The following is a 20,354-nucleotide window of genomic DNA, read 5'->3' on the forward strand; positions in this document are numbered from 1 at the left end:
ATCTGTCCCGCGGGCAGAATGGAGAGCTGTGGTTAATCCGCCGTTAATGGCTCTGGGGCGCCGGCCTCAGGCGCGGCGGGCGCGCATGGCCTCGGCGAAGCGTTCGAACAGGTAGTAGCTGTCCTGCGGGCCCGGGCTGGCCTCGGGGTGGTATTGCACCGAGAAGACCGGGCGATTTTCGATCGCGATGCCGCAATTCGACCCGTCGAACAGCGAGACATGGGTTTCCGCCACGCCTTTCGGCAGTGTCTGGCTGTCCACCGCGAAGCCGTGGTTCATCGAGGTGATCTCGACCTTGCCGGTGGTGAGGTCCTTCACCGGGTGGTTCGCGCCGTGATGCCCGTGGTTCATCTTGATCGTCTTCGCGCCGAGCGCCAGCGCGAGCATCTGGTGGCCAAGGCAGATCCCGAAGACGGGCAGCTCGGTATCCAGCACGTTCTTGATCATCGGCACCGCATAGGCTCCGGTCGCGGCCGGGTCGCCGGGGCCGTTCGAGAGGAACACGCCATCGGGATTGAGCGCGAGCACTTCCTCGGCGGTGGCGGTCGCGGGCAGCACGGTCACGTCGCAACCCGCCGAGGCGAGGCAGCGCAGGATATTGCGCTTGGCGCCGAAATCGATGGCGACGACCTTGAGGTCATTGCCCTCGGCCTTCTTGTAGCCCTCGGGCCAGGCCCAACGCATCTCGTCCCAGCGATAGCTCTGTGCGCAGGTCACATCCTTGGCGAGGTCGAGCCCCTCGAGCCCGGACCAGCCGCGCGCCTTCTTGACCAGCGCCTCGATGTCGAAGACGCCATCGGGGCTGTGCGCGATGGCGACATGGGGCGCGCCCTGCTGGCGGATCGCGCGGGTCAGGCGGCGGGTATCGACACCGCCGACGCCGATCCGGCCGCGTTTTTCGAGCCAGGTCACGAGGTTCTCGGCCGCGCGCCAGTTCGAGGGCTCGGTCGGGTCCCATTTGACGACCATTCCGGCGGCGACCGGCTCGCCCGTCTCGTCGTCTTCCGGGTTCACGCCGACATTGCCGACATGAGGGAAGGTGAAGGTGACGACCTGCCCGGCATAGGACGGGTCCGTCATGATCTCCTGATAGCCGGTCATGGCGGTGTTGAAGACAAGCTCCGCCACCGTGTCGCCCGTCGCGCCGAAGCCGCGCCCGTAGAAGAGCGATCCATCGGCGAGCGCGATCAGCGCGGTGGGCTTTTCCGATGCGGTCTGACTTGCAGGCATGGCGCGACTCCCCCGAGGTAAAAATTCGCCGGAACTTAGGCGGGTCTCGGCTGCGGGTCAAGGGACTCCTGCATATTTGCGTTTATTATGTTTTTCAATGACTTACGGGTGTTGTGCGCATTTCGCAATGCAGCTATTCTGTCGCCTTGACGCAGATGGGGACAAACGAATGCAAATGCGCGACAAGATCGCCGCGGCGCTGAAGACGGCGATGCGGGAAAAGGATCAGGAGCGGCTCTCGACGCTGCGACTCATCAATGCGGCCATCAAGGACCGCGAAATCGCGATGCGCTCGGAAGGTGATGGCGGCGGCACGGTGGGCGATGCCGAGGTGCTCGCGATCATGGGCAAGATGGTGAAGCAGCGCCAGGAAAGCGCGCGTGCCTATGAGGAAGGCGGCCGGCTCGAACTGGCGGAGAAGGAACTTTCCGAGATCCGCGTGATCGAGGAGTTCCTGCCGCGCCAGTTGAGCGAGGAAGAGGTGTCGCAGGCCATCGATGCCGCGATTGCCAAGCTCGGGGCCAGTTCGATCCGCGACATGGGGCGCGTGATGGGCGAGCTGAAGGCGCAATATACCGGCCAGATGGACTTCTCGAAGGCCGGGCCGATGGTCAAGGATCGGCTCGCCTCCTGAGGGGTGGCGGAGCTCCGCCACCACCCGGAACGCGATGGAACGGCGCCCCTGCGGGGGCGTTTCTTTTTTCGCAGATCATGCGCAAAGGAGGTGTGTCCATGGAAGCTCAGTCGAAAGTGCAGCAGAAGGCGGCTGGCGCGGCGCTTGCAGCGAAGCGCGGCGAGACGCGCGTCAAGGATCTCCAGGGGGCGGCCAGGAACATGTACGAGCACATGACCGAGGGCGAACTCGAGGAAATGGCGGGGGTCGAACGCTCCGGCCTGCCCGAGCGCAAGAGTCACTGAGCGCGTTTTCCGGTCGAGGCCGGGAAGTGCCGGACGACAATCCGAGTAACGAGTGGGAGAATGTGATGGGGGCCAGAGCCGCTCAGTTCGCGTCTTTTTGCCTTTTGTCGATCGCGATCGCCGGATGCGTGCCCGCGGTGGGCCTTGGCGAGTTGCAGAAGGAATATCCGGATCGGAAATTGTTCCGGTTCCAGTCCTCGGTGGCGGGGGGCTCGGTGAGCTATCTCTGTGCGCCGGGCTCGAACGGGACGGAGACGCGCAAACGTGCGCGCGCTGCCCATGCCGCCTACGAGGCCGAGATCCACTCCTACGGGAACACCTTCGCGAAGGAGCTCGTGGGAGCGCTTGCGGCAGGAACGCATCCGCAGACCGCGACGCAAACCGTCAACCGGGAGAGTGACGCCTGGGCGCGTCAGGCGGCGCTGAAGATCGAGAACGGCTTCAAATGCCTACCGGTCTCGGCCCCGGGGGTCGGGATCGACGGCTGAAGGTCAGGGCGCAGCGGGGGCTCGCGCCAGATCGAGCCGCGCCTGCAATTCGCGATGCAGTTTGCGGCGTTCTTCCGGTGTGAGGAAGGCGCCAAGCTCGACCACGCGCGCGCCTCCGCGCAAGGTCAGGTAATCGGGGACGGGACCGCCCGACGGATGGAGTTCCGCACGCACCCAATGCGGATTGGCGACCCAGTCGCGGGCCGTCTGATCGGGCTCGTGCCGGATCAGGTGCAGCTCCGCACCCCGAAAGCTGAGCACCTCGCGCACTTCGCCCGTGCGGTAGCTGTGCGAGATCGCCCACCAGACCCCGGCGACCGCGATCGCGATGAAGAGAAGGATCCACCAGAGTTCGGGCCGTCCAAGCAAGGAGAGCAGAGGGATGCTCACCATCACGACCGTGGCCGCGATGAAGAAGACGAAACCGGTGCGGGGCAGCGACCTGTAGGGCCAGAGATGGACCTGATCTGCCGTGCCGGGGGCTTGCCCCGAAGGCTCCGGCGCCGGGTTTCCCGCCGTGTCTGTCCAGCGATAGGGCATCGCTCCTCCTGGTCACGCGGGCGTGAGGATACCGCAGGCAGGTCCTCTGGCAAGCAAGATCGCGGATGCTGCGCCCGGCCGGGCTTGAGAAAAGCGAACGGCCCCGGATCGCTCCGGGGCCGCTGCATGATCAGGAGATGGCGGGCTCAATGCGCGTGGGCATGATCCCAGTCCTCACGCTTCGGGAGCTGCTCGAAAGTGTGCTCCGGGGGCGGGGAGGGCAGGGTCCATTCCAGCGTGTCCGCATATTCGTTCCAGTAGTTGTTCTGCGTGACGCGCTTGCCCCAGAAGAGGGTGTAGAACACGACGCCGATGAAGAACACGAAGCTGGCGAAGGAAATGAACGCGCCGATCGAGCTGATGTAGTTCCAGGTGGCGAAGGCCTCCGGATAGTCGATGTAGCGACGCGGCATGCCCTGGCGGCCAAGGAAGTGCTGCGGGAAGAAGATCAGGTTCGAGCCGATGAACATCGCCCAGAAATGCAGCTTGCCCGCCCATTCCGGATATTGCCGGCCAGACATCTTGCCGATCCAGAAATAGACGCCCGCGAAGATCGCGAAGACCGCGCCGAGCGACATCACGTAGTGGAAATGCGCCACCACGTAATAGGTGTCGTGATAGACCCGGTCGAGCGGCGCCTGGCTCAGCACCACGCCGGTCACGCCGCCGATGGTGAAGAGGAACAGGAAGCCGAGCGCCCAGAGCATCGGCGTCTTGAACTCGATCGAGCCGCCCCACATCGTCGCGATCCAGCTGAACACCTTCACGCCGGTGGGGACCGCGATCACCATCGTCGCCACCATGAAGTAGCTCTGCTGGGTCAGGCTCAGGCCCACCGTGTACATGTGGTGCGCCCAGACGACGAAGCCGAGAACACCGATCGCCACCATCGCATAGACCATCGGCAGGTAACCGAAGATCGGCTTGCGCGAGAAGGTCGCGATGACGTGGGAGATGATGCCGAAGCCGGGCAGGATGATGATGTAGACCTCGGGGTGACCGAAGAACCACAGGATGTGCTGGTAGAGAATCGGATCACCGCCGCCCGAGGGATCGAAGAAGGTGGTGCCGAAGTTGCGGTCCATCAGCAGCATGGTGATCGCGCCCGCCAGAACCGGCAGCGACAGCAGGATCAGCCAGGAGGTCACGAAGATCGACCAGGCGAAGAGCGGCACCTTGTGCAGCGTCATGCCCGGGGCGCGCATGTTGAGGAAAGTGGTGATCATGTTGATCGCGCCGAGGATCGAGCTTGCGCCCGAGACGTGCACGGCGAAGATCGCAAGATCCATCGAGTAGCCGCCCTCATGAACCGACAGCGGCGGGTAGAGAACCCAGCCCACGCCCGAGCCCGTGCCGCCGCCGCCGCCCGGTGCGAGCAGCGAGGCGATGCCGAGACTGGTACCCGCGACATAGAGCCAGTAGCTGAGGTTGTTCATCCGCGGGAAGGCCATGTCCGGCGCGCCGATCTGCAGCGGCATGAAATAGTTGCCGAAGCCCCCGAACAGCGCCGGGATGACGACGAAGAACATCATCAGCACGCCGTGATAGGTGATCATCACGTTCCACAGATGTCCGTCAGGCGTGCATTCCTCGGCCGCGTTGGCGATGAAGCGTGCGCCTTCCTGGCACATGTATTGCACACCCGGCTCCATGAGCTCGAGGCGCATGTAAACGGTGAAGATGACCGAGATGAGACCCACCAGACCTGCGGTGAACAGGTAGAGGATCCCGATATCCTTGTGATTGGTCGACATGAACCAGCGGGTGAAGAACCCACGCTGGTCATGCGCGCCATCGCCGTGAACGGCTGCGTCCGCCATATTGAACTCCCAATTTCTCCCTTCAGGCCCGGGTCTCCCGTCCCATTGGACCTGCATGGGGCGACGTTATGGGCATTTTCCTCACAGAGCAAGAATGCCGGACACGGGGGCGTGAAAATTTGTGTGGGGTTTCACGGGAGGCGGAAGCGGGGAAGTTTCGGTCGGTTCGTGCGGGTCGGAGGGCGAGGTCACGGGAGTGGGAGAGCGGCTCGAGAGGCTCTAAATGACGCCGTCTCGGGTGGGGGAGAGGGATGCGCCGCTGGGTGCTTCCCTTCTTAGGACACGACAAAACGGCCCCGCGTGTTCCGCGCCACTCCGCGGCGGCAAGGGGAGCCGGACCGGCCGGTACCCGATCGGTGCCACTGGCAATCCGGAATGAAAAAGGCGGGCCGTTTCCGGCCCGCCTTCGATCGCGCACTGAGGCGTGCGGCTTACTTGTTCGCCGGGTTGTCCGGCGAAACGGCAGGCGACGCGAGATAGGCGGCGATATCCGCCTGGTCCTTCTTCTGCTTGTAGCCCATGCCCGATTTCGCCTTGGGGTCGCCGGTCTTTTCCTCAAGATATTTAGAGGGATCGGTCATGTATTCGGCGAGATCTGCCTCGGTCCACACGGCACCGGTCTCGGCGAGCTCCTTGATGCCATCCTTGTAGCGATAGCCCTCTTCCGACGCGACCGGACGGCCCACGACGTTATAGAGGTTCGGGCCGACCTTGCCGCCCTTGAAGATCGCCGTTCCGTCCGGAGCGACGATCGAGTGGCAAGCCTTGCACTTCTTGAATTCTTTCTCTCCCTTGGCGGCATCCTGCGCGAGCGCGGGGCCAGCCATGGCGACTGCGGTGATCACTGCGATCATGCTGAATTTCATCGCGTCTTCCTTGTTTTCGTTTCGGTGTATCCGGGGTCCTCCTGCCCCAGAATTCACAGACAGTCACGCTGCCTTGAACGCGCTTGTAACATGCAAAAAGAGGAATGTGTCATTAACTTTCCGTGTTCGGCGGCGGATTGCCATCGAAGATGCGACGGAATGTCGCACGCAGCGCCACGTCCAGATCGGGCAGCGAAACCGGGAGCCCGAGATCCACTAGACTCGTGACGCCGTGTTCGCGAATCCCGCATGGCACGATTCCCGAGAAATGCGACAGGTCGGGTTCGACATTGATCGAGATGCCGTGGAAGCTCACCCATTTGCGGAGCTTGACGCCGATCGCGGCGATCTTGTCCTCGCGCAGCGGGCCGTCCGCCGCCTTGGGCTTGTCCGGGCGCGCGACCCAGACGCCGACGCGCCCTTCGCGGATCTCGCCCTTCACGTTGAATTCGGCAAGCGCGGCAATGACCCAGTCCTCGAGCTGGCGCACGAAGCAGCGCACGTCGCGGCCGCGCTTGTTGAGATCGAGCATGACATAGGCGACCCGTTGCCCGGGGCCGTGATAGGTATATTGCCCGCCGCGGCCCGCCTCGAAGACCGGAAAACGGTCGGGATCGACGAGATCCTCGCGCCTGGCCGAGGTGCCGGCGGTGTAGAGGGGCGGGTGTTCGAGAAGCCAGACCATCTCCTCCGCCTCGCCCGCCGAGATCTGGGCCACACGGCGTTCCATGAAGGAGAGGGCTTCCTCATAGGGAACCGGAGCGTCGCTGATGCGCCATTCGACCATCTGATCTGATCCTTCGGTGCGGCGCGCAGGCCGGCCCGTCGCCGCGCCAGCCAATCGCGCCATCGTAAACTGCATTCCTTGAATTGAAGCTTCCCGCGTCGAAAGACAAGGTTTGCCCCGCGCAAGGAGCCGCGCTTTCGGCTCGATTACGAGGTGACCGAAGGCGGGGGGCAGGGCGCGACAAAAAACTTTCGTAATCCCGAATTACCCCCTTTTCATCCCCCCGCACTTTGGCTAATACGCGCCACACCAAGCCAAGACAGTGCGGTCGTGGCGGAATTGGTAGACGCGCAGCGTTGAGGTCGCTGTGGGGTAACTCCCGTGGAAGTTCGAGTCTTCTCGACCGCACCATTTTTCCGAATAGATCAGGTAAAGTTCTTTCCCTCACTCGAGGGACCCGACGGGTTTCCCTGACGGGACTCCGGGGCTGTCATGAGCGTCCGGGCCCGCTCGTCACTCGGCCCGAAATCGACCTTCCCGCCGTGCCGCATTCCCCTTCGTCCAGCGCTGCTTTGTTCAGCGAATGGTCGCTGTTTGCGCTTCAAGCGGCGCAAATCGACGGTTTTTCAGGCTGTTCGATGCTCCCATGGTCTTCATCACGGGAAGTTTGAATTCATGGTTGTAATCCGCAAATGCCCTTGGTTTAGTCATCTGCACGGGAAATGACCAACGACAAGAACCAATGGGGAGCCCGCTTTGAACAACGCTGCTGACGGCGATGGATTCGTCGTATTCGACCGTGTTCAGAAGAGTTATGACGGCGAAACGCTCGTCGTGAAGGATCTCAATCTCTCGATCGGCAAAGGTGAGTTTCTCACCATGCTGGGGCCGTCAGGGTCGGGCAAGACCACCTGCCTGATGATGCTCGCCGGTTTCGAGATGGCGACGAACGGGGAGATCCTTCTCGACGGCAAGAACATCAATATGGTGCCCCCGCACAAGCGCGGGATCGGCATGGTGTTCCAGAATTACGCCCTCTTCCCGCACATGACGGTGGGCGAGAACCTCGCCTTCCCGCTCGAAGTGCGCGGGATGGGCAAGGACGAACGCGAAACAAAGATCAAGCGCGCGCTCGACATGGTGCAGATGGGCGATTTCATCAATCGCCGTCCTGCGCAACTTTCGGGCGGCCAGCAACAGCGGATCGCGCTCGCGCGGGCGCTCGTGTTCGATCCCGAGCTGGTGCTGATGGATGAACCGCTCGGCGCGCTCGACAAGCAGCTGCGCGAGCACATGCAGTTCGAGATCAAGCATCTGCATGAAAGCCTCGGGATCACCGTCGTCTACGTGACGCATGACCAAGGCGAGGCGCTGACGATGTCGGACCGCGTCGCGGTCTTCAATGACGGGCGCATCCAGCAGCTCGCCGCCCCCGACGAGCTCTACGAGCGCCCGCAGAACAGCTTCGTCGCGCAGTTCATCGGCGAGAACAACAAGCTGCCGGGCACGGTCGAGACGCTGACGGGCGACACCTGCACGGTGCGCCTGGAAACCGGCGAGATCATCGACGCGACGGCGGTGAACATCCGCGAGGCGGGGCAGGAGACGCTGGTCTCGATCCGGCCCGAGCGGGTGGAGTTCAAGCCCGAGATGATGCCCGCTGGCGCCCATACGATCGGTGCCGAGGTGCTCGAGGTCATCTATATGGGGGATATCCTGCGCACCCGGATGCGGGTTGCCGGATCCGACGAATTCGTGATGAAATCACGCAACACGCTCGATCAGGTACGCCTCAAGCCGGGCGAGCGGCTGAAGATCGGCTGGCATCCGCAAGATGCCCGCGCCCTCGATCCGATGTGAGTTTACCGGGGCGTCCGTGATGCCCCGGCCTGCCGCAATCTCGCGGCCAATCGACGCCAAGTCGCCAATAAAGAACCAACCAACTGGGAGAAACTTCGAATGAAGAAACTTATGATCCTGAGCACTGCGATCGTCGGCCTGACCGCCGCGGCAGCGCAGGCCGAGGAGGTCACCGTCCTGTCCTGGGGCGGCGCCTACGAAAAGAGCCAGGTCGAAGCCTACAACAAGCCCTTCGCCGAGAAGACCGGCATCACCGTGAACATGGAAGCGGCCGACAACCCGGCAACGCCGATCAAGGCGCAGGTCGAGGCCGGCAACGTCTCGATCGACGTGGCCGATGTCGAGAAATCCGACGCGGTGCGGCTGTGTGACGAGGGCCTTCTCGAACCGATCGATCCCGCCACCGATCTCGCGGCCGGTGCGGACGGGTCGGCTGCGACCGATGACTTCATCGACGGCGCCCTGACCGATTGCGGCGTCGCGAATATCGTCTGGTCGACCGTCATGGCCTACAATACCGACAAGGTGAAAGGCTCCCCGGCCTCGATCGCCGACTTCTTCGACACCGAGAAGTTCCCCGGCAAGCGCGGCCTGCGCAAATCCGCCAAGGCGACGCTCGAGATGGCGCTGATGGCCGATGGCGTGCCTGCGGGTGACGTCTACAAGGTGCTCTCCACGCCGGAAGGTGTCGACCGCGCCTTCAAGAAGCTCGACACGATCAAGAACGACATCGTCTGGTGGGATGCCGGCGCGCAGCCGCCGCAGCTTCTGGCCGATGGCGAAGTGGTCATGACCACCGCCTATAACGGGCGTATCTTCAACGCCGAAGTCGCGGAAGGCCAGCCCTTCAAGATCGTCTGGGACGGTCAGGTGCTCGATTTCGACTTCTTCGTGATCCCGAAGGGCGCGCCGCATATGGACGCCGCGAAGGCTTATCTGAAGTTCGCTACCGAGACCAAGCAACTCGCGGATCAGGCGAAGTGGATCTCCTACGGTCCGGCGCGCAAGTCCTCGGCCCCGATGGTGGGTGTCTATCAGGACGGCAAGACCCAGATGGGTCCGCATATGCCGACCGCGCCCGAGAACATGAAGAACGCTCTCGTCAACGACTTCGAGTTCTGGGCCGATCACGACACGGAACTGAGCGAGCGCTTCAACGCCTGGCTCGCGAGCTGATGTGACCCGGGATCGCGCGGCAGGCCCGCGCGATCCCTATCCTCCGAGACATTTGGGGCACATCCGGCCGCGGGTCCTTGTCGGGGCTCGGTGCCGGGACGTCTCTGAGCGAGGAGGCCCACCACACCGCCTTGCCCCGAGACCGCGCGAGCAAGCTGCGCGCATTACCGGTCCCGGTGATCCGAGCGGCGGAAGGAGAGACGATGAGCGATACCACGATGGCTTCCCCTGAACTGACGACGGCCGATGGCGTGCCGCTCAAGAAGGCGCTCGTGCGCAGCGAGGCGCGGGCCAAGAGACGGGCCTTCCTTCTGGTCGCGCCGCTCTTTCTCTTTGTTCTCATCACCTTCGTGGTGCCGATCGGACAGATGCTGTTCCAGTCCGTCTATAACGATTCCTTCTCGGCGACCGCTCCGGCGCTCGACAAGTGGTTCTCTGAACATCCGCAAGGCGCGCCGATCGACGAGAGCGCCTATGCGGCGCTCGCATCCGATCTCAAGACGATGAAGGAGAACCGCACGCAGGGGCAGGCGGGAACCCGGATCAATTACGACGTGGCGGGCACGCGCTCGCTCTTCACCTCGACGGCGCGCAAGATCGACCGGCTCGAACCGCCGTGGAAAGAGGCCATCCTCGGGGTGAACGAGGGGTGGAACGATCCGAACCTGTGGCGGGCGATGCGCTCGGCCACCCATCCCTACACGATCGACTTCTATCTCGCCGCGCTCGACATGACCCGCGACAAGAACGACAACATCGTCGGCGTGAACCCCGACCGCGCGATCTACGGCAAGCTGTTCTGGCGCACGGCGGTCCTGTCTTTCATCATCACGGTTCTGTGCATGATCCTCGCCTTCCCGATCGCGCATCTGCTGGCCTCTCTGCCGCTGGCGAAGTCGAACCTGCTGATGATCTTCGTGCTGCTGCCGTTCTGGACATCGCTGCTGGTGCGGACGACCTCGTGGATGGTGCTCTTGCAGCAGCAGGGCGTGCTCAACGATCTGCTGGTCTGGCTCGGGATCGTCAACAACGACGGCCGGCTCGAGATGATGTACAACAAGACCGGCACGATCATCGCGATGACGCATATCCTTCTGCCCTTCATGGTGCTGCCGCTCTATTCGGTGATGCGGACGATCCCGCCGAGCTATGTGCGTGCGGCGCGCTCCCTGGGGGCGACCTCCTGGACCGCGTTCCGGCGGATCTACCTGCCGCAGACCCTGCCGGGGATCGGGGCCGGGGCGCTTCTCGTCTTCATCCTGTCGGTCGGCTACTACATCACCCCCGCCCTTGTCGGTGGCGCGGATGGTCAGCTGATCTCGAACATGATCGCCTTCCACATGCAGAAATCGCTCAACTGGTCGCTCGCCGCGGCGCTGGCCTCGCTGCTGCTTGCGGGCGTGCTGATCCTCTACTGGCTCTATGACCGGCTGGTGGGCATCGACAACATGAAGCTGGGCTGAGGAGAGAACGAGAATGGCACTTCCCGCTTATGCAAGCCCGCTCGAGAAGACCTGGCACTACGCCTATCTGGTGATCTGCGCGCTGATCTTCTTCTTCCTGATCGCGCCGATCGTCGTGATCATCCCGCTCTCGTTCAACGCGCAGCCCTATTTCACCTTCACCAAGGAGATGCTGGGCTTCGATCCGGCGGGCTATTCGATGCGCTGGTACGACCTGCTGCTGACCTTCGGGATGCAGGAGCCCAATGTCGAGCGCGGCTGGGGCTGGTGGATGGATGCCTGGCAGCACGCGACCTGGATCGGCGCGGCGAAGAACTCGATCATCATCGGCTTCTTCGCGACGGTTCTGGCGACGGTGCTGGGCACGCTGGCGGCGCTCGGCCTGTCGCGGCCCGAGATGCCGTTCCGCCGCGCGATCATGGCGGTGCTGATCTCGCCGATGATCGTGCCGATCATCATCACCGCGACGGGGCTGTTCTTCTTCTATTCGAAGACCGGGCTCGCCCACACCTATCCGGGCATCATCATGGCCCATGCGACGCTGGGCATCCCCTTCGTCATCATCACGGTGACGGCGACGCTGGTGGGCTTCGATCATTCGTTGAGCCGCGCCTCGGCGAACCTCGGGGCCGATCCGCGCACGACCTTCTTCCGCATCATCATGCCGCTGATCCTGCCGGGCGTGATCTCGGGGGCGCTCTTCGCCTTCGTGACCTCGTTCGACGAGGTGGTGGTGGTGCTCTTCGTCGCGGGCTACGACCAGCAGACGATCCCGCGCCAGATGTGGAACGGCATCCGCGAGCAGATCAGCCCGGCGATCCTCGCGGTGGCGACGATCCTCGTCTTCATCTCGATCGCGCTGCTGACCACGGTCGAGCTGCTGCGCCGCCGCTCCGAGCGCCTGCGCGGGGTGAGCCCCGGCTAGAGACGCTCGAGCGTCAACGGGCAGCGTGCGCCCTCATAGAACGTGTCGAGGAGCCGGGCGAAGACCGGCTCCTTTCCGTTCGAGGCGGCCTCGAAGAGCGTCGCGCAGGAGCGCAGCTTCGCCGCATCGACAGGACCCATGATCTGCTCGATCGGGGTGTCGGGATGGGTGAGCACCATCTCCGAGGCCTCCACCAGCCGCGCGCGCAGCACCGGATCGGCGAGATAGGCCCGCGCCTCGTCGAGATCGGCGATCCCGTATTCCTTGGCGCGGGAACTGCGCCCGAGCGCGGCGAGCTGCGGGAAGATCCACCACATCCAATGGGTGGTCTTGCGCCCGTGGCGCAGCTCGCGCAGCGCGGTGGGGTAGGTGGCGTCTTGCGGGGCGTGGAAGCGTTGGGTCATGCGGCGACTATAGCGCCGCTGGGGACGGCGTGAGAAGGGCCGCGACCGACCCGAGGGTGGGCGCGTGCTTCATTTGATCGCTGTGCAGGTGGTGAGGTGGGTGGTGTCGTGCGAGGCTCGCGGGACAGTGCAATCGCGCCCGCCCTGGGGGGCGGGTCGGGCGCGGCCCGGCCTAGGGGCCGGGCGGTTAAAGACGATTAGAGCGGCTTGTTTTTATTTGCACCAATTGCGTTCAGCCAGATTATAAAGTCTCGGCCGATGTGAGTTAGGCGAATACATTCGGCATCTACGTCGACTAGACGAAAATCAGTCAAGTAACGGATGTAGCCTTCGAAGGGTAGAGAAGCGAGTTCAGTGATTTCTTTTTGGAGTTTTGCGTACTCCTCCCGCGCTTCTAAGAGAGATACCTGCCCACCGCGCTGGTTAAGCAACTCGAGCGCCCGAATCTGACTGCCAAAAATGTTGCTGTATGCGGACGCAAAATGTCTCAGCAACCGTTCTTTCGCCACGGCCGCGATCAGAATTTCTAGACGGGCGTTCTCTGGATGGTCTTCAATTTCTTTTCTGACGCTATCCCTTATTTCTCGCTGTGCAGGCGTCAGATTCTCCTCAAGGATCGGTAGATCCCTATTCGACTGTTGTTCACCGGGCAGTGAATCTTCTAGCGCACCGGAGTTCCCACGTTGCTGCGGAATAAACTCTGCGCGATTGTTCCCAACGGTTAGGTTCTTGATATTTCGTAACAAACCTTTGAGTGGGTCACGGAAAATGAACGCAATGACCACGATCGCCACCGGCCAAGCAAGCCATCTTAGCGCTTCAACTAAAAGCGCAATGTAAGGCAAGCCGGTAGATGGATCATAACTAACGTTCAGCACTCGTTACCCCCAAACATCCGTAAACTCCCGCCACTCGCCCTTGCTCATGCCGGAATTCTCCTGCGTGACGACCTCACCCGCCAGACGCCGCTTCAGTAGTTCCACCGCCTTGCCCGACAGGTTCACCCCGCCCAGACGGTAATCCTCGAAGGCCGAATAGGCCGCGGGCACCCAGTCCTTGACGATATCGCACATGGTCGCGGCATAGACGCGGATCTCGTATTGCGCGTGGTGGTCGGCGCGCAGGCGCAGGAAGTGGAAGAGGTTGTGCAGGTCGATCTTCCAGTACCATTGCGTGTAGATATTCGCGGGCAGGTTCATCCGCGCGAGTTCCCGTGCGAGGCCCTGTTTGCCCGCATCCTCGTCCGGCGTCAGCATGTCCTCGTAATGGTCGTAGCTGCGCATCGCGTCCTCGCGCAGGATGTCGAGCACGCGGGCGGCCTCGGCGCCTTCCAGCACCGCGCCGCGGCCCTGGTTGTTCACCGTCGATTGCGCGGCGAGCTTGTCGGGGGCGGGGATGTAGAATTCGCGGTCGAGGATCGAGTAGCGGGCGGAATATTCATTCACGTTCGCGGTGCGGTGGCGGATCCACTGGCGCGCGACGAAGACCGGCAGCTTGACGTGGAACTTGACCTCGCACATCTCGAAGGGCGTCGAGTGCCAGTGCCGCATCAGGTAGCGGATCAGCCCGGTATCGTTGCTCACCGCCTTGGTGCCGCGGCCATAGGAGACCCGCGCGGCCTGGCAGATCGCGGCATCGTCGCCCATGTAGTCGATGACCCGCACCAGCCCGTGATCGAGCACCTCATGGGCGGTGTAGAGCCGCTTTTCCATCCCCGGCGAGACCGCCCGCGCGGTCAGTTGCGTCTCGGCGCGCTGCGCCTCGATCTCGGCTTTCTGTTCGGGGGTGAGCGCCATGATATCCTCCGCAGGTCTCGAATCGTGAATCACTATATCTGCGGATCGCCCGCGCGGGAACCGCCATATCCTGTGGATAACCTCTGTGCCTTGCCCCGGCGCGCGACTGCTCTATCCTCCGGTGAAACCAGAGACAGAGGAGACCTCCCGATGAAGATCGAATATCTGCACACGATGGTGCGCGTGCTCGACCTCGAGAAATCGATCGCGTTCTACAAACTTCTGGGCCTGAAGGAGCGCAAGCGCTTCGAGAGCGAGCAGGGCCGCTTCACGCTGGTCTATCTCTGCCCGCCGGGCCAGGAAGACGGGCGCGCCGATGTCGAGCTGACCTGGAACTGGGACGGCGATACCGGGCTGCCCTCGGACAGCCGCCATTTCGGCCATCTCGCCTATCGCGTGGAGAACATCTACGAGATGTGCCAGCACCTGATGGACAATGGCGTGACGATCAACCGCCCGCCGCGCGACGGGCATATGGCCTTCGTGCGCTCGCCCGACAATGTCTCGGTGGAGTTGCTGCAGATGGGCGATGCGCTGCCCGCGCAGGAGCCGTGGGCGAGCATGGAAAACACCGGCCACTGGTGATTGGCAGGGGCGAGGGGCGCTGCCCCTCGGCGCTGTCGCGCCTCACCCCGGGATATTTGGGTCAAGAGGAAGAGGCCCGGGTCATTTCCGGAAGTGATCCTTGAGCTTGTCGAAGGGGCTGCGGGTGTCGTCCGCGGCCTCTTTGCGTTCCGGCACGGGGGAGGGTTTGGGGGGCGCCGTCCCGGTCGAGGAGCGCGGCGGCGCTGTGCGCAGGCTCACCGCGTTGAGGAATTTCGAACCCTCGCCCGCGGCCAGCGCCGGCGCGCCGTCCGAGATCCCGCGCAGCAAGTCGTCGAGCATCTCCTGCTCGGCCTTGGCGAAATCGCTCAGCACGTAACCCGCGACCCGGTCCTTGTGCCCCGGATGGCCGATGCCGAGCCGCACCCGCGCGTAATCGGACCCCATATGCTGGTGGATCGAGCGCAGCCCGTTATGCCCGGCATGGCCGCCACCCTGCTTGAGCCGGCATTTGCCGGGGGCGAGGTCGAGCTCATCATGGAAGACGGTGATGTCTTCCACGGGGATCTTGTAGAAATCGGCCGCTGCGCGCACCGACTGGCCGGAGAGATTCATGAAAGTCTCGGGCTTGAGGAGCACGATGCGCTCGGAGCCGACCCGCCCCTCGCTGACCTGACCCTGAAATTTCGCGCGCCACGGCGCAAAGCCGTGATCCTCGGCAATCCGGTCGAGCGCCATGAAGCCGATATTGTGGCGGTTCGCGGAATATTTGGCGCCCGGGTTGCCAAGTCCGACCCAGAGTTTCATCTGTTCGCTCCCTGCATTGCGCGTCTGCGGCGGGTGTGGCAGGGCGCGGGATTGCCCGCGTTTGTGCCCCACGCCTTGCGGGCTTCGGGATATGGGAAGCCGGCCTTGCGGAAAAGAGGGCACGGGCGGGCGGACATGAAAAAAACGCCCTTGCGGGCGTTTTCAGAGAAATCGGGTCGTCGTCAGCGCGAGGAAGAGCCCGGCTTCTTGAGCGAGGTCTGGGGGAAACCCGGATCCTGATGGAAGGCACCATCTGCGACCTTGGCCGCAAAGGCGGCGCGCAGATGCGTGGTTGCCGCCACGCGACGCTGCAATTCAAGATGAAGGACGCGACGCTCGGCCTCGTGGAACAGCCGGTCGAACGCTTCGTCGGGCTCCAGATTCTTCAAGCGCGTATTCTGAGGCTCCAGCGCTGCGTCCGCGCCCGCGGCGAACTCGGCACTGTCGGCCTCGTGATAGGCTTGGGCGGAGGGGAGCCCCACGCTGCGATCCGACGCGAGCTGCGCTGCCTTGCGCAAGGCGGCCAGACTGGTGGTCGGAAGGTATGCCATCAATATCGCCTCATGGTTGTTTTCTTCACTCTACTGCGAAACGCAAAGATGGCTATTATTTTGCGATCACAAAAAGGTGATACTGGCAAAATTCCCACAGTGACCACTCTGGCAAAGAAAAACGGGGCCCCGAAGGGCCCCGCGAATTCAGCGTGAGAAGGGTTCTGAGGATTATTCCTCGGTCGCCTCTTCCTCTGCGCCTTCCTCTTCATCCGAGGAGCCGCCACCGAAGCCTTTCGGCGGGGCGACGTTGGCGATCACGAAGTCGCGCTCGATCGTCGGCTTCGCGCCGGTCGGCAGGGTCACGTCCGAGATGTGGATCGTGTCGCCGATCTGCTTGCCGGCGAGATCGACAACGATCTGCTCGGGGATTTCACCGGCGAGAACGTTGAGTTCGACTTCCGGACGCACGACGACGAGGGTGCCGCCACGCTTGAGGCCCGGCGCCTGCTCGTGGTTGATGAACTCGACATGCACGAAGAGCGAGATGCGCGAGTTGCGGTGGGTGCGCATGAAGTCGACATGGGTCGGCAGGTCCTTGACCACGTCCTTCTGAACGCCGCGGCAGATCACGCGCACGTCTTCCTCGCCTTCAACCTTGAGGTTGAAGAGGGTCGACATGAAGCGGCCCTTGCGCAGGCGGGTCAGCAGCTTGTTGTAGTCGAGGTTGATTGCCAGCGGGTCTTTGCCGTCGCCGTAGACGATGCCGGGCACGTAACCCTCGCGACGCGCTTGCCGAGCGGCCCCCTTGCCCGTCCCCGTACGCGCCACGGCTTCGATCGTTTCGATCTCTTTGGCCATGATTGGTCTCCAAATTGGTCAATGTGATGGGCCGCCTCCAAGGGTGTCGGGCCCACGAAGACGCGCGGATACTCGGGATCGGGGGAAAAGGCAAGCGCTTTCGGGTCGCCGCGCAGGAATGGCGGAGCTTGGCGTGCCTCGAGCGGGATGATAGCGCTGCGGTCAAACGGAGCAAGCGACAATGGCATTCCTTCAAGCGATCCGCGCCAGCCGCGCCACCGGGACAGGTCTCGGGGTGCTCGGAATGTTCTGGGGCGGGTTCGCGGCGCTGATGCCGGACTGGCAGGCCCGGTCGGGCGTCTCGGACGGCACGCTCGGGCTCTTGCTGCTGCTTTCGGCAGTCGGCGGGATGGGCGCGATGGGGATCGGCCCCCGGCTGCAAGGGTATCTCGGCCACCGTTCCATCCCCGTCTTCGCGGTTCAGCTCGGGCTGGTCGGGCTCGTGGGCTGGACGATCGGATCGCCGCTCGTGCTCGGGCTCGTGCTGCTTTGGTGCGGCTGGTCTCTGGCCAGTCTCGACATCGCGGTGAATGTGGAAATCTCCCATCGCGAAGCTGCGACCGGGCTGTCGCTGATGAACTGGAACCACGCGCTCTTTTCCTTCGGTCTCGCGGCGGCGGCCGCGCTGGCAGGCCTTGCGCGCCATTCGGGCGCGAGCCCGGGAGAGATCATGGCGGCGACCGGTATCGTCGTCGTCTGTGCTGCCTGGGCGATGCGCGAGCCGAGCAGCGCCGTTGTCGAAGACCTCGACCACGAAACGCGCAAGGCGACGCTGCCCTGGGCCGCGGTGATCCCGGCAGGTGTCATCCTGTTCTGTTCCTTCGTGGCCGAGAACGCGACCGAGAGCTGGTCGGCGCTGCATCTTCAGCGCAGCTTCGACGCGCCGCCCGGGTCGGGGGCGGCGGGACCGATGATGATGGGTCTCATGATGGGGGTGGGGCGCGTCTTCGGCCAGATCCTCGCGCAGCGTCTGGGCGAGATGCGCCTTGTCGCGATCTCGGTGCTGATCGGGGCAGGAGGGGCATTGCTGACCGCCTTCGCGCCGGTTCAGGTGCTGGCGGTCGCGGGGGTCGCGATGATCGGTCTCGGCGCGGCGGTGATCGTGCCCTCCGCCAACTCGCTCCTTGGTGCGCGCACTTCGTCGCGGTCTCGCGCGATGGCGCTTTCGCGTGCCTGGCTGATCGGCTTCACCGGTTATTTCATCGGGCCGGTGGTGATGGGGGCGATCGCGGAAGGCGCGGGGTTGCGCGCAGCCTTCGGGGCGATCGCCCTCATCCTCCTCGTCATTCTGCCGGGACTGGCCCGGCTTGCGCGCGTTCCTCAGGAATAGGTGTCGAAGAAGCCCTGCGGGACGAGCACGTCATGGCGCCCGAGCTGGTCGATCCGCCGCTCGCCGCACAGGGCCATCGAGGTGTCGAGCTCTTTCTGGATCACTTCGAGCGCCGTCGTCACGCCGGCTTCGCCCATCGCGCCGAGCCCGTTCACATAGGCCCGCCCGATCATCACGCCTTTCGCGCCGAGCGCCAGCGCCTTGAGCACGTCCTGGCCCGAGCGGATGCCCGAATCCAGCCAGACTTCGGTCTTGTCGCCCACGGCCGAGACGATCGAGGGCAGGACCCGGATCGAGCTGAGGGCGCCGTCGAGCTGGCGCCCGCCATGGTTCGAGACGACGATCGCATCGGCCCCGGTCGCCGCTGCCATCTCGGCATCCTCGGTGGTCAGGATGCCCTTGAGGATCACCTTGCCGCCCCACATGTCCATCAGCTGCTTGATGCGGTCCCAGTTGAGGGACTGGTCGAATTTCTCCGCCGTCCAGGAAGCAAGCGAGGAGGGGTCGCCCGCGCTGTCCACATGGCCGACGATATTGCCGAAGAAGCGCCGCTTGGTCTGCAGCATCTCGATCCCCCACCGCCACTTCGTGGCGAGATCGAGCAGAACGGGCAGGGTGAATTTCGGCGGAGCGCTGAGGCCGTTCTTGAGGTCCTTGTGGCGCTGCCCGAGCAATTGCAGATCGACCGTGATCACCAGGGCGGAACAACCCGCCGCACGCGCGCGCTCGAGCACCCGCTTGTTATAGTCGTCATCGGTGAGCGTGTAGATCTGGAACCAGAAGGGCGCGGAGGTGTTCTCGGCCACGTCCTCGATCGAGCAGATCGACATCGTCGAGAGGGTGTAGGGGACGCCGAATTTCTCGGCCGCCTTCGCCGCCTTGATCTCGCCGTCGGCGCGCTGCATCCCGGTGAGCCCCACCGGCGCGAGCGCGACCGGCATCGCGACGTCCTGCCCCAGCATCTGCGATTTCGTCGAGCGCCCCGTCATGTCCACCGCGACCCGCTGATTGAGCCGGATCTGCGCGAAATCCTCGGTGTTCTCGCGGAAGGTCTGCTCGGTATAGGAACCGCTCTCGGCGTAATCGTAGAACATTTTCGGCGTCCGGCATTTATGCAGGCGCTTGAGATCGGCGATGTTGGTGATGACGGGCATGTGTCCCTCCCCCGGTTGTGGTAAAAAATATTTACCAATAGGGCGCGCGCAGCGCAATCGTCTTCACCCTTGCCATTCCGATCTTTCGCGTGCTTCCTTCAGGAAGGATCGCGGAAAAGGGAGCACTTCGTGAACGAGATCTTGCTGGGGCTGATGGGAGGCATGGTCGCAGGCGTGGCCACGGCGTTGGGGGCGATCCCCGCGCTGCTCGGGCGCTCGATGAGCCAGCGCATGGCCGACACGATGCTGGGCTTCGCCGCCGGCGTCATGCTCTCTGCCTCCTATTTCTCGCTGATCCTGCCGGGGATCGATGTGGCCGAGACGATGTTCGGCTCGGTCTGGATCGCCGCGGGTATCGCTGGGGCGGGGATCGCTCTCGGCTCCGGTTTCGTGGCTTGGCTGAACGCGAATTTGCCCCATGAACACTTCCAGTCCGGCCTCGAGGGGGGCGCGGATGCGGCGCGGCTCGCCCGGATCTGGCTCTTCGTGATCGCGATCACGATCCACAATTTCCCCGAAGGCCTGTCGATCGGCGTCGCCTTCGGCGCCGGCATGGAGAACGGCCTCTCGGTAATGACCGGGATCTCCTTGCAGGACATTCCCGAAGGTCTCGCCGTCGCGGTCGCGTTGGTCGGGCAGGGCTATGGACGGCGCAAGGCGTTCTTCGTCACCGCGCTGACCGGGGCGGTCGAGCCGGTCGGGGCGCTCATCGGCGCGGCGGCCGTGTCGGTCTCGGGCGCGCTCCTGCCCTGGGGGCTCACCTTCGCCGCAGGCGCGATGCTCTATATCATCAGCCACGAGATCCTGCCCGAGACCCACCGCAACGGCCATCAGAACCGTGCGACGGCGGGGATGCTCTTCGGTCTCATCCTGATGATGTTCCTCGATGTCACGCTTGGCTGAGCCTGCCGCGAAGAGGCTTTACTTCGCGGCAAGCTCCGCTTAATGGACGCCT

At 63.7% G+C, this 20,354-nt stretch carries 22 protein-coding genes and 1 tRNA gene; 11 read left to right on the forward strand and 12 right to left on the reverse strand.

Translation table 11 applies throughout. The features are described 5' to 3' along the window. Positions 1–66: 66 nt before the first annotated feature. Positions 67–1,230: a glutamine-hydrolyzing carbamoyl-phosphate synthase small subunit gene (carA, locus tag DW2_RS00515; RefSeq protein ID WP_038142489.1), complete on the reverse strand. Its 1,164-nt coding sequence runs from the start codon at positions 1,228–1,230 to the stop codon at positions 67–69. 169 nt (positions 1,231–1,399) lie between these two features. Here carA and DW2_RS00520 point away from each other — a divergent pair, with 169 nt between their 5' ends. The 3 genes from DW2_RS00520 (at position 1,400) to DW2_RS00530 (ending at position 2,636) form a co-directional block, all read left to right on the forward strand. Then, positions 1,400–1,864, forward strand: coding sequence for a GatB/YqeY domain-containing protein (locus DW2_RS00520; RefSeq protein ID WP_038142491.1), 465 nt, complete (start codon positions 1,400–1,402; stop codon positions 1,862–1,864). A gap of 98 nt (positions 1,865–1,962) precedes the next feature. Continuing rightward, complete coding sequence (locus DW2_RS00525; RefSeq protein ID WP_038142492.1) at positions 1,963–2,148, forward strand: DUF3008 family protein; 186 nt, start codon at positions 1,963–1,965, stop codon at positions 2,146–2,148. A gap of 65 nt (positions 2,149–2,213) precedes the next feature. Beyond that, positions 2,214–2,636 carry a hypothetical protein gene (locus tag DW2_RS00530; RefSeq protein ID WP_038142493.1) on the forward strand — a complete coding sequence of 141 codons (423 nt, stop codon included), beginning with the start codon at positions 2,214–2,216 and terminating at the stop codon, positions 2,634–2,636. A gap of 3 nt (positions 2,637–2,639) precedes the next feature. Here DW2_RS00530 and DW2_RS00535 read toward each other — a convergent pair whose 3' ends face one another. The 4 genes from DW2_RS00535 to lipB all read right to left on the reverse strand — a co-directional run bounded on the left by DW2_RS00535 (position 2,640) and on the right by lipB (position 6,724). Further along, on the reverse strand, positions 2,640–3,176 hold the full coding sequence (locus tag DW2_RS00535) for a DUF2244 domain-containing protein (protein ID WP_038142494.1): 537 nt from the start codon (positions 3,174–3,176) through the stop codon (positions 2,640–2,642). 146 nt (positions 3,177–3,322) lie between these two features. Continuing rightward, positions 3,323–4,996: a cytochrome c oxidase subunit I gene (gene ctaD / locus DW2_RS00540; protein ID WP_038142495.1), complete on the reverse strand. Its 1,674-nt coding sequence runs from the start codon at positions 4,994–4,996 to the stop codon at positions 3,323–3,325. Between the two features lie 431 nt (positions 4,997–5,427). Then, a complete protein-coding gene (locus DW2_RS00545) occupies positions 5,428–5,862 on the reverse strand; it encodes a c-type cytochrome (protein WP_038142497.1) in 435 nt (144 codons plus the stop codon). A 112-nt stretch (positions 5,863–5,974) separates the two neighbouring features. Beyond that, the gene (gene lipB / locus DW2_RS00550; RefSeq protein ID WP_420340822.1) at positions 5,975–6,724 is read right to left on the reverse strand and encodes a lipoyl(octanoyl) transferase LipB; all 750 of its coding nucleotides are present in this window, start codon (positions 6,722–6,724) and stop codon (positions 5,975–5,977) included. Positions 6,725–6,913: 189 nt separating this feature from the next. Between lipB and DW2_RS00555 the strand changes: the two genes are divergently transcribed. The 5 genes from DW2_RS00555 to DW2_RS00575 all read left to right on the forward strand — a co-directional run bounded on the left by DW2_RS00555 (position 6,914) and on the right by DW2_RS00575 (position 12,013). Next, positions 6,914–7,000, forward strand: a tRNA-Leu gene (locus tag DW2_RS00555). A 345-nt stretch (positions 7,001–7,345) separates the two neighbouring features. Continuing rightward, on the forward strand, positions 7,346–8,449 hold the full coding sequence (locus DW2_RS00560) for an ABC transporter ATP-binding protein (protein ID WP_038142500.1): 1,104 nt from the start codon (positions 7,346–7,348) through the stop codon (positions 8,447–8,449). 99 nt (positions 8,450–8,548) lie between these two features. Next, positions 8,549–9,625, forward strand: coding sequence for an ABC transporter substrate-binding protein (locus tag DW2_RS00565; RefSeq protein ID WP_038142502.1), 1,077 nt, complete (start codon positions 8,549–8,551; stop codon positions 9,623–9,625). 203 nt (positions 9,626–9,828) lie between these two features. Further along, positions 9,829–11,088, forward strand: coding sequence for an ABC transporter permease (locus DW2_RS00570; protein ID WP_038142505.1), 1,260 nt, complete (start codon positions 9,829–9,831; stop codon positions 11,086–11,088). 13 nt (positions 11,089–11,101) lie between these two features. Beyond that, positions 11,102–12,013, forward strand: a complete 912-nt coding sequence (locus DW2_RS00575; RefSeq protein WP_038142506.1) for an ABC transporter permease — start codon at positions 11,102–11,104, stop codon at positions 12,011–12,013. Here DW2_RS00575 and DW2_RS00580 read toward each other — a convergent pair. From DW2_RS00580 to thyX, 3 genes are all read right to left on the reverse strand, one after another. Then, on the reverse strand, positions 12,010–12,417 hold the full coding sequence (locus DW2_RS00580; RefSeq protein ID WP_038142507.1) for a DUF1810 domain-containing protein: 408 nt from the start codon (positions 12,415–12,417) through the stop codon (positions 12,010–12,012). The genes DW2_RS00575 and DW2_RS00580 overlap by 4 nt on opposite strands. A 197-nt stretch (positions 12,418–12,614) precedes the next feature. Next, positions 12,615–13,295, reverse strand: coding sequence for a hypothetical protein (locus DW2_RS00585; protein WP_156102833.1), 681 nt, complete (start codon positions 13,293–13,295; stop codon positions 12,615–12,617). Between the two features lie 3 nt (positions 13,296–13,298). Further along, positions 13,299–14,213 carry an FAD-dependent thymidylate synthase gene (gene thyX, locus DW2_RS00590; RefSeq protein ID WP_038142510.1) on the reverse strand — a complete coding sequence of 305 codons (915 nt, stop codon included), beginning with the start codon at positions 14,211–14,213 and terminating at the stop codon, positions 13,299–13,301. A gap of 150 nt (positions 14,214–14,363) precedes the next feature. On the opposite strand from thyX, the gene DW2_RS00595 reads away from it, so the two are divergent. Beyond that, positions 14,364–14,798, forward strand: a complete 435-nt coding sequence (locus DW2_RS00595; RefSeq protein ID WP_038142512.1) for a VOC family protein — start codon at positions 14,364–14,366, stop codon at positions 14,796–14,798. A gap of 81 nt (positions 14,799–14,879) precedes the next feature. Here the strand turns inward: DW2_RS00595 and pth are convergent, their stop codons facing one another. From pth to DW2_RS00610, 3 genes are all read right to left on the reverse strand, one after another. Continuing rightward, the gene (gene pth / locus DW2_RS00600; protein WP_038142514.1) at positions 14,880–15,563 is read right to left on the reverse strand and encodes an aminoacyl-tRNA hydrolase; all 684 of its coding nucleotides are present in this window, start codon (positions 15,561–15,563) and stop codon (positions 14,880–14,882) included. A 182-nt stretch (positions 15,564–15,745) separates the two neighbouring features. Next, on the reverse strand, positions 15,746–16,114 hold the full coding sequence (locus DW2_RS00605) for a hypothetical protein (protein WP_038142517.1): 369 nt from the start codon (positions 16,112–16,114) through the stop codon (positions 15,746–15,748). Between the two features lie 171 nt (positions 16,115–16,285). Next, entirely contained in the window at positions 16,286–16,915 is a 630-nt protein-coding gene (locus DW2_RS00610; protein WP_038142519.1) for a 50S ribosomal protein L25/general stress protein Ctc, read from the reverse strand. Positions 16,916–17,096: 181 nt separating this feature from the next. Here DW2_RS00610 and DW2_RS00615 point away from each other — a divergent pair, with 181 nt between their 5' ends. After that, on the forward strand, positions 17,097–18,245 hold the full coding sequence (locus DW2_RS00615) for an MFS transporter (RefSeq protein WP_051855095.1): 1,149 nt from the start codon (positions 17,097–17,099) through the stop codon (positions 18,243–18,245). On the opposite strand, the gene DW2_RS00620 is transcribed toward DW2_RS00615, so the two are convergent. Next, a complete protein-coding gene (locus tag DW2_RS00620; RefSeq protein WP_038142521.1) occupies positions 18,236–19,399 on the reverse strand; it encodes an alpha-hydroxy acid oxidase in 1,164 nt (387 codons plus the stop codon). The genes DW2_RS00615 and DW2_RS00620 overlap by 10 nt on opposite strands. Positions 19,400–19,552: 153 nt before the next feature. Here DW2_RS00620 and DW2_RS00625 point away from each other — a divergent pair, with 153 nt between their 5' ends. Continuing rightward, positions 19,553–20,302, forward strand: a complete 750-nt coding sequence (locus tag DW2_RS00625) for a ZIP family metal transporter (protein WP_038143332.1) — start codon at positions 19,553–19,555, stop codon at positions 20,300–20,302. Positions 20,303–20,354 lie beyond the last annotated feature (52 nt).

The sequence above is a fragment of the Thioclava atlantica genome, from assembly GCF_000737065.1.
Taxonomy (GTDB): Bacteria; Pseudomonadota; Alphaproteobacteria; order Rhodobacterales; family Rhodobacteraceae; genus Thioclava; species Thioclava atlantica.

Bases quoted from the DNA above. Each gene is read 5' to 3' on its own strand.
- DW2_RS00530 (WP_038142493.1), top strand. From the start codon at position 2,214: ATGGGGGCCAGAGCCGCTCAGTTCGCGTCTTTTTGCCTTTTGTCGATC.
- DW2_RS00520 (WP_038142491.1), top strand. From the start codon at position 1,400: ATGCAAATGCGCGACAAGATCGCCGCGGCGCTGAAGACGGCGATGCGG.
- DW2_RS00535 (WP_038142494.1), bottom strand. From the start codon at position 3,176: ATGCCCTATCGCTGGACAGACACGGCGGGAAACCCGGCGCCGGAGCCT.
- DW2_RS00625 (WP_038143332.1), top strand. From the start codon at position 19,553: ATGGGAGGCATGGTCGCAGGCGTGGCCACGGCGTTGGGGGCGATCCCC.
- DW2_RS00580 (WP_038142507.1), bottom strand. From the start codon at position 12,417: ATGACCCAACGCTTCCACGCCCCGCAAGACGCCACCTACCCCACCGCG.
- DW2_RS00565 (WP_038142502.1), top strand. From the start codon at position 8,549: ATGAAGAAACTTATGATCCTGAGCACTGCGATCGTCGGCCTGACCGCC.
- DW2_RS00570 (WP_038142505.1), top strand. From the start codon at position 9,829: ATGAGCGATACCACGATGGCTTCCCCTGAACTGACGACGGCCGATGGC.
- DW2_RS00545 (WP_038142497.1), bottom strand. From the start codon at position 5,862: ATGAAATTCAGCATGATCGCAGTGATCACCGCAGTCGCCATGGCTGGC.
- DW2_RS00595 (WP_038142512.1), top strand. From the start codon at position 14,364: ATGAAGATCGAATATCTGCACACGATGGTGCGCGTGCTCGACCTCGAG.
- pth (WP_038142514.1), bottom strand. From the start codon at position 15,563: ATGAAACTCTGGGTCGGACTTGGCAACCCGGGCGCCAAATATTCCGCG.
- DW2_RS00610 (WP_038142519.1), bottom strand. From the start codon at position 16,915: ATGGCCAAAGAGATCGAAACGATCGAAGCCGTGGCGCGTACGGGGACG.
- thyX (WP_038142510.1), bottom strand. From the start codon at position 14,213: ATGGCGCTCACCCCCGAACAGAAAGCCGAGATCGAGGCGCAGCGCGCC.
- DW2_RS00575 (WP_038142506.1), top strand. From the start codon at position 11,102: ATGGCACTTCCCGCTTATGCAAGCCCGCTCGAGAAGACCTGGCACTAC.
- lipB (WP_420340822.1), bottom strand. From the start codon at position 6,724: ATGCAGTTTACGATGGCGCGATTGGCTGGCGCGGCGACGGGCCGGCCT.
- DW2_RS00615 (WP_051855095.1), top strand. From the start codon at position 17,097: ATGGCATTCCTTCAAGCGATCCGCGCCAGCCGCGCCACCGGGACAGGT.
- DW2_RS00620 (WP_038142521.1), bottom strand. From the start codon at position 19,399: ATGCCCGTCATCACCAACATCGCCGATCTCAAGCGCCTGCATAAATGC.
- DW2_RS00605 (WP_038142517.1), bottom strand. From the start codon at position 16,114: ATGGCATACCTTCCGACCACCAGTCTGGCCGCCTTGCGCAAGGCAGCG.
- DW2_RS00525 (WP_038142492.1), top strand. From the start codon at position 1,963: ATGGAAGCTCAGTCGAAAGTGCAGCAGAAGGCGGCTGGCGCGGCGCTT.
- ctaD (WP_038142495.1), bottom strand. From the start codon at position 4,996: ATGGCGGACGCAGCCGTTCACGGCGATGGCGCGCATGACCAGCGTGGG.
- carA (WP_038142489.1), bottom strand. From the start codon at position 1,230: ATGCCTGCAAGTCAGACCGCATCGGAAAAGCCCACCGCGCTGATCGCG.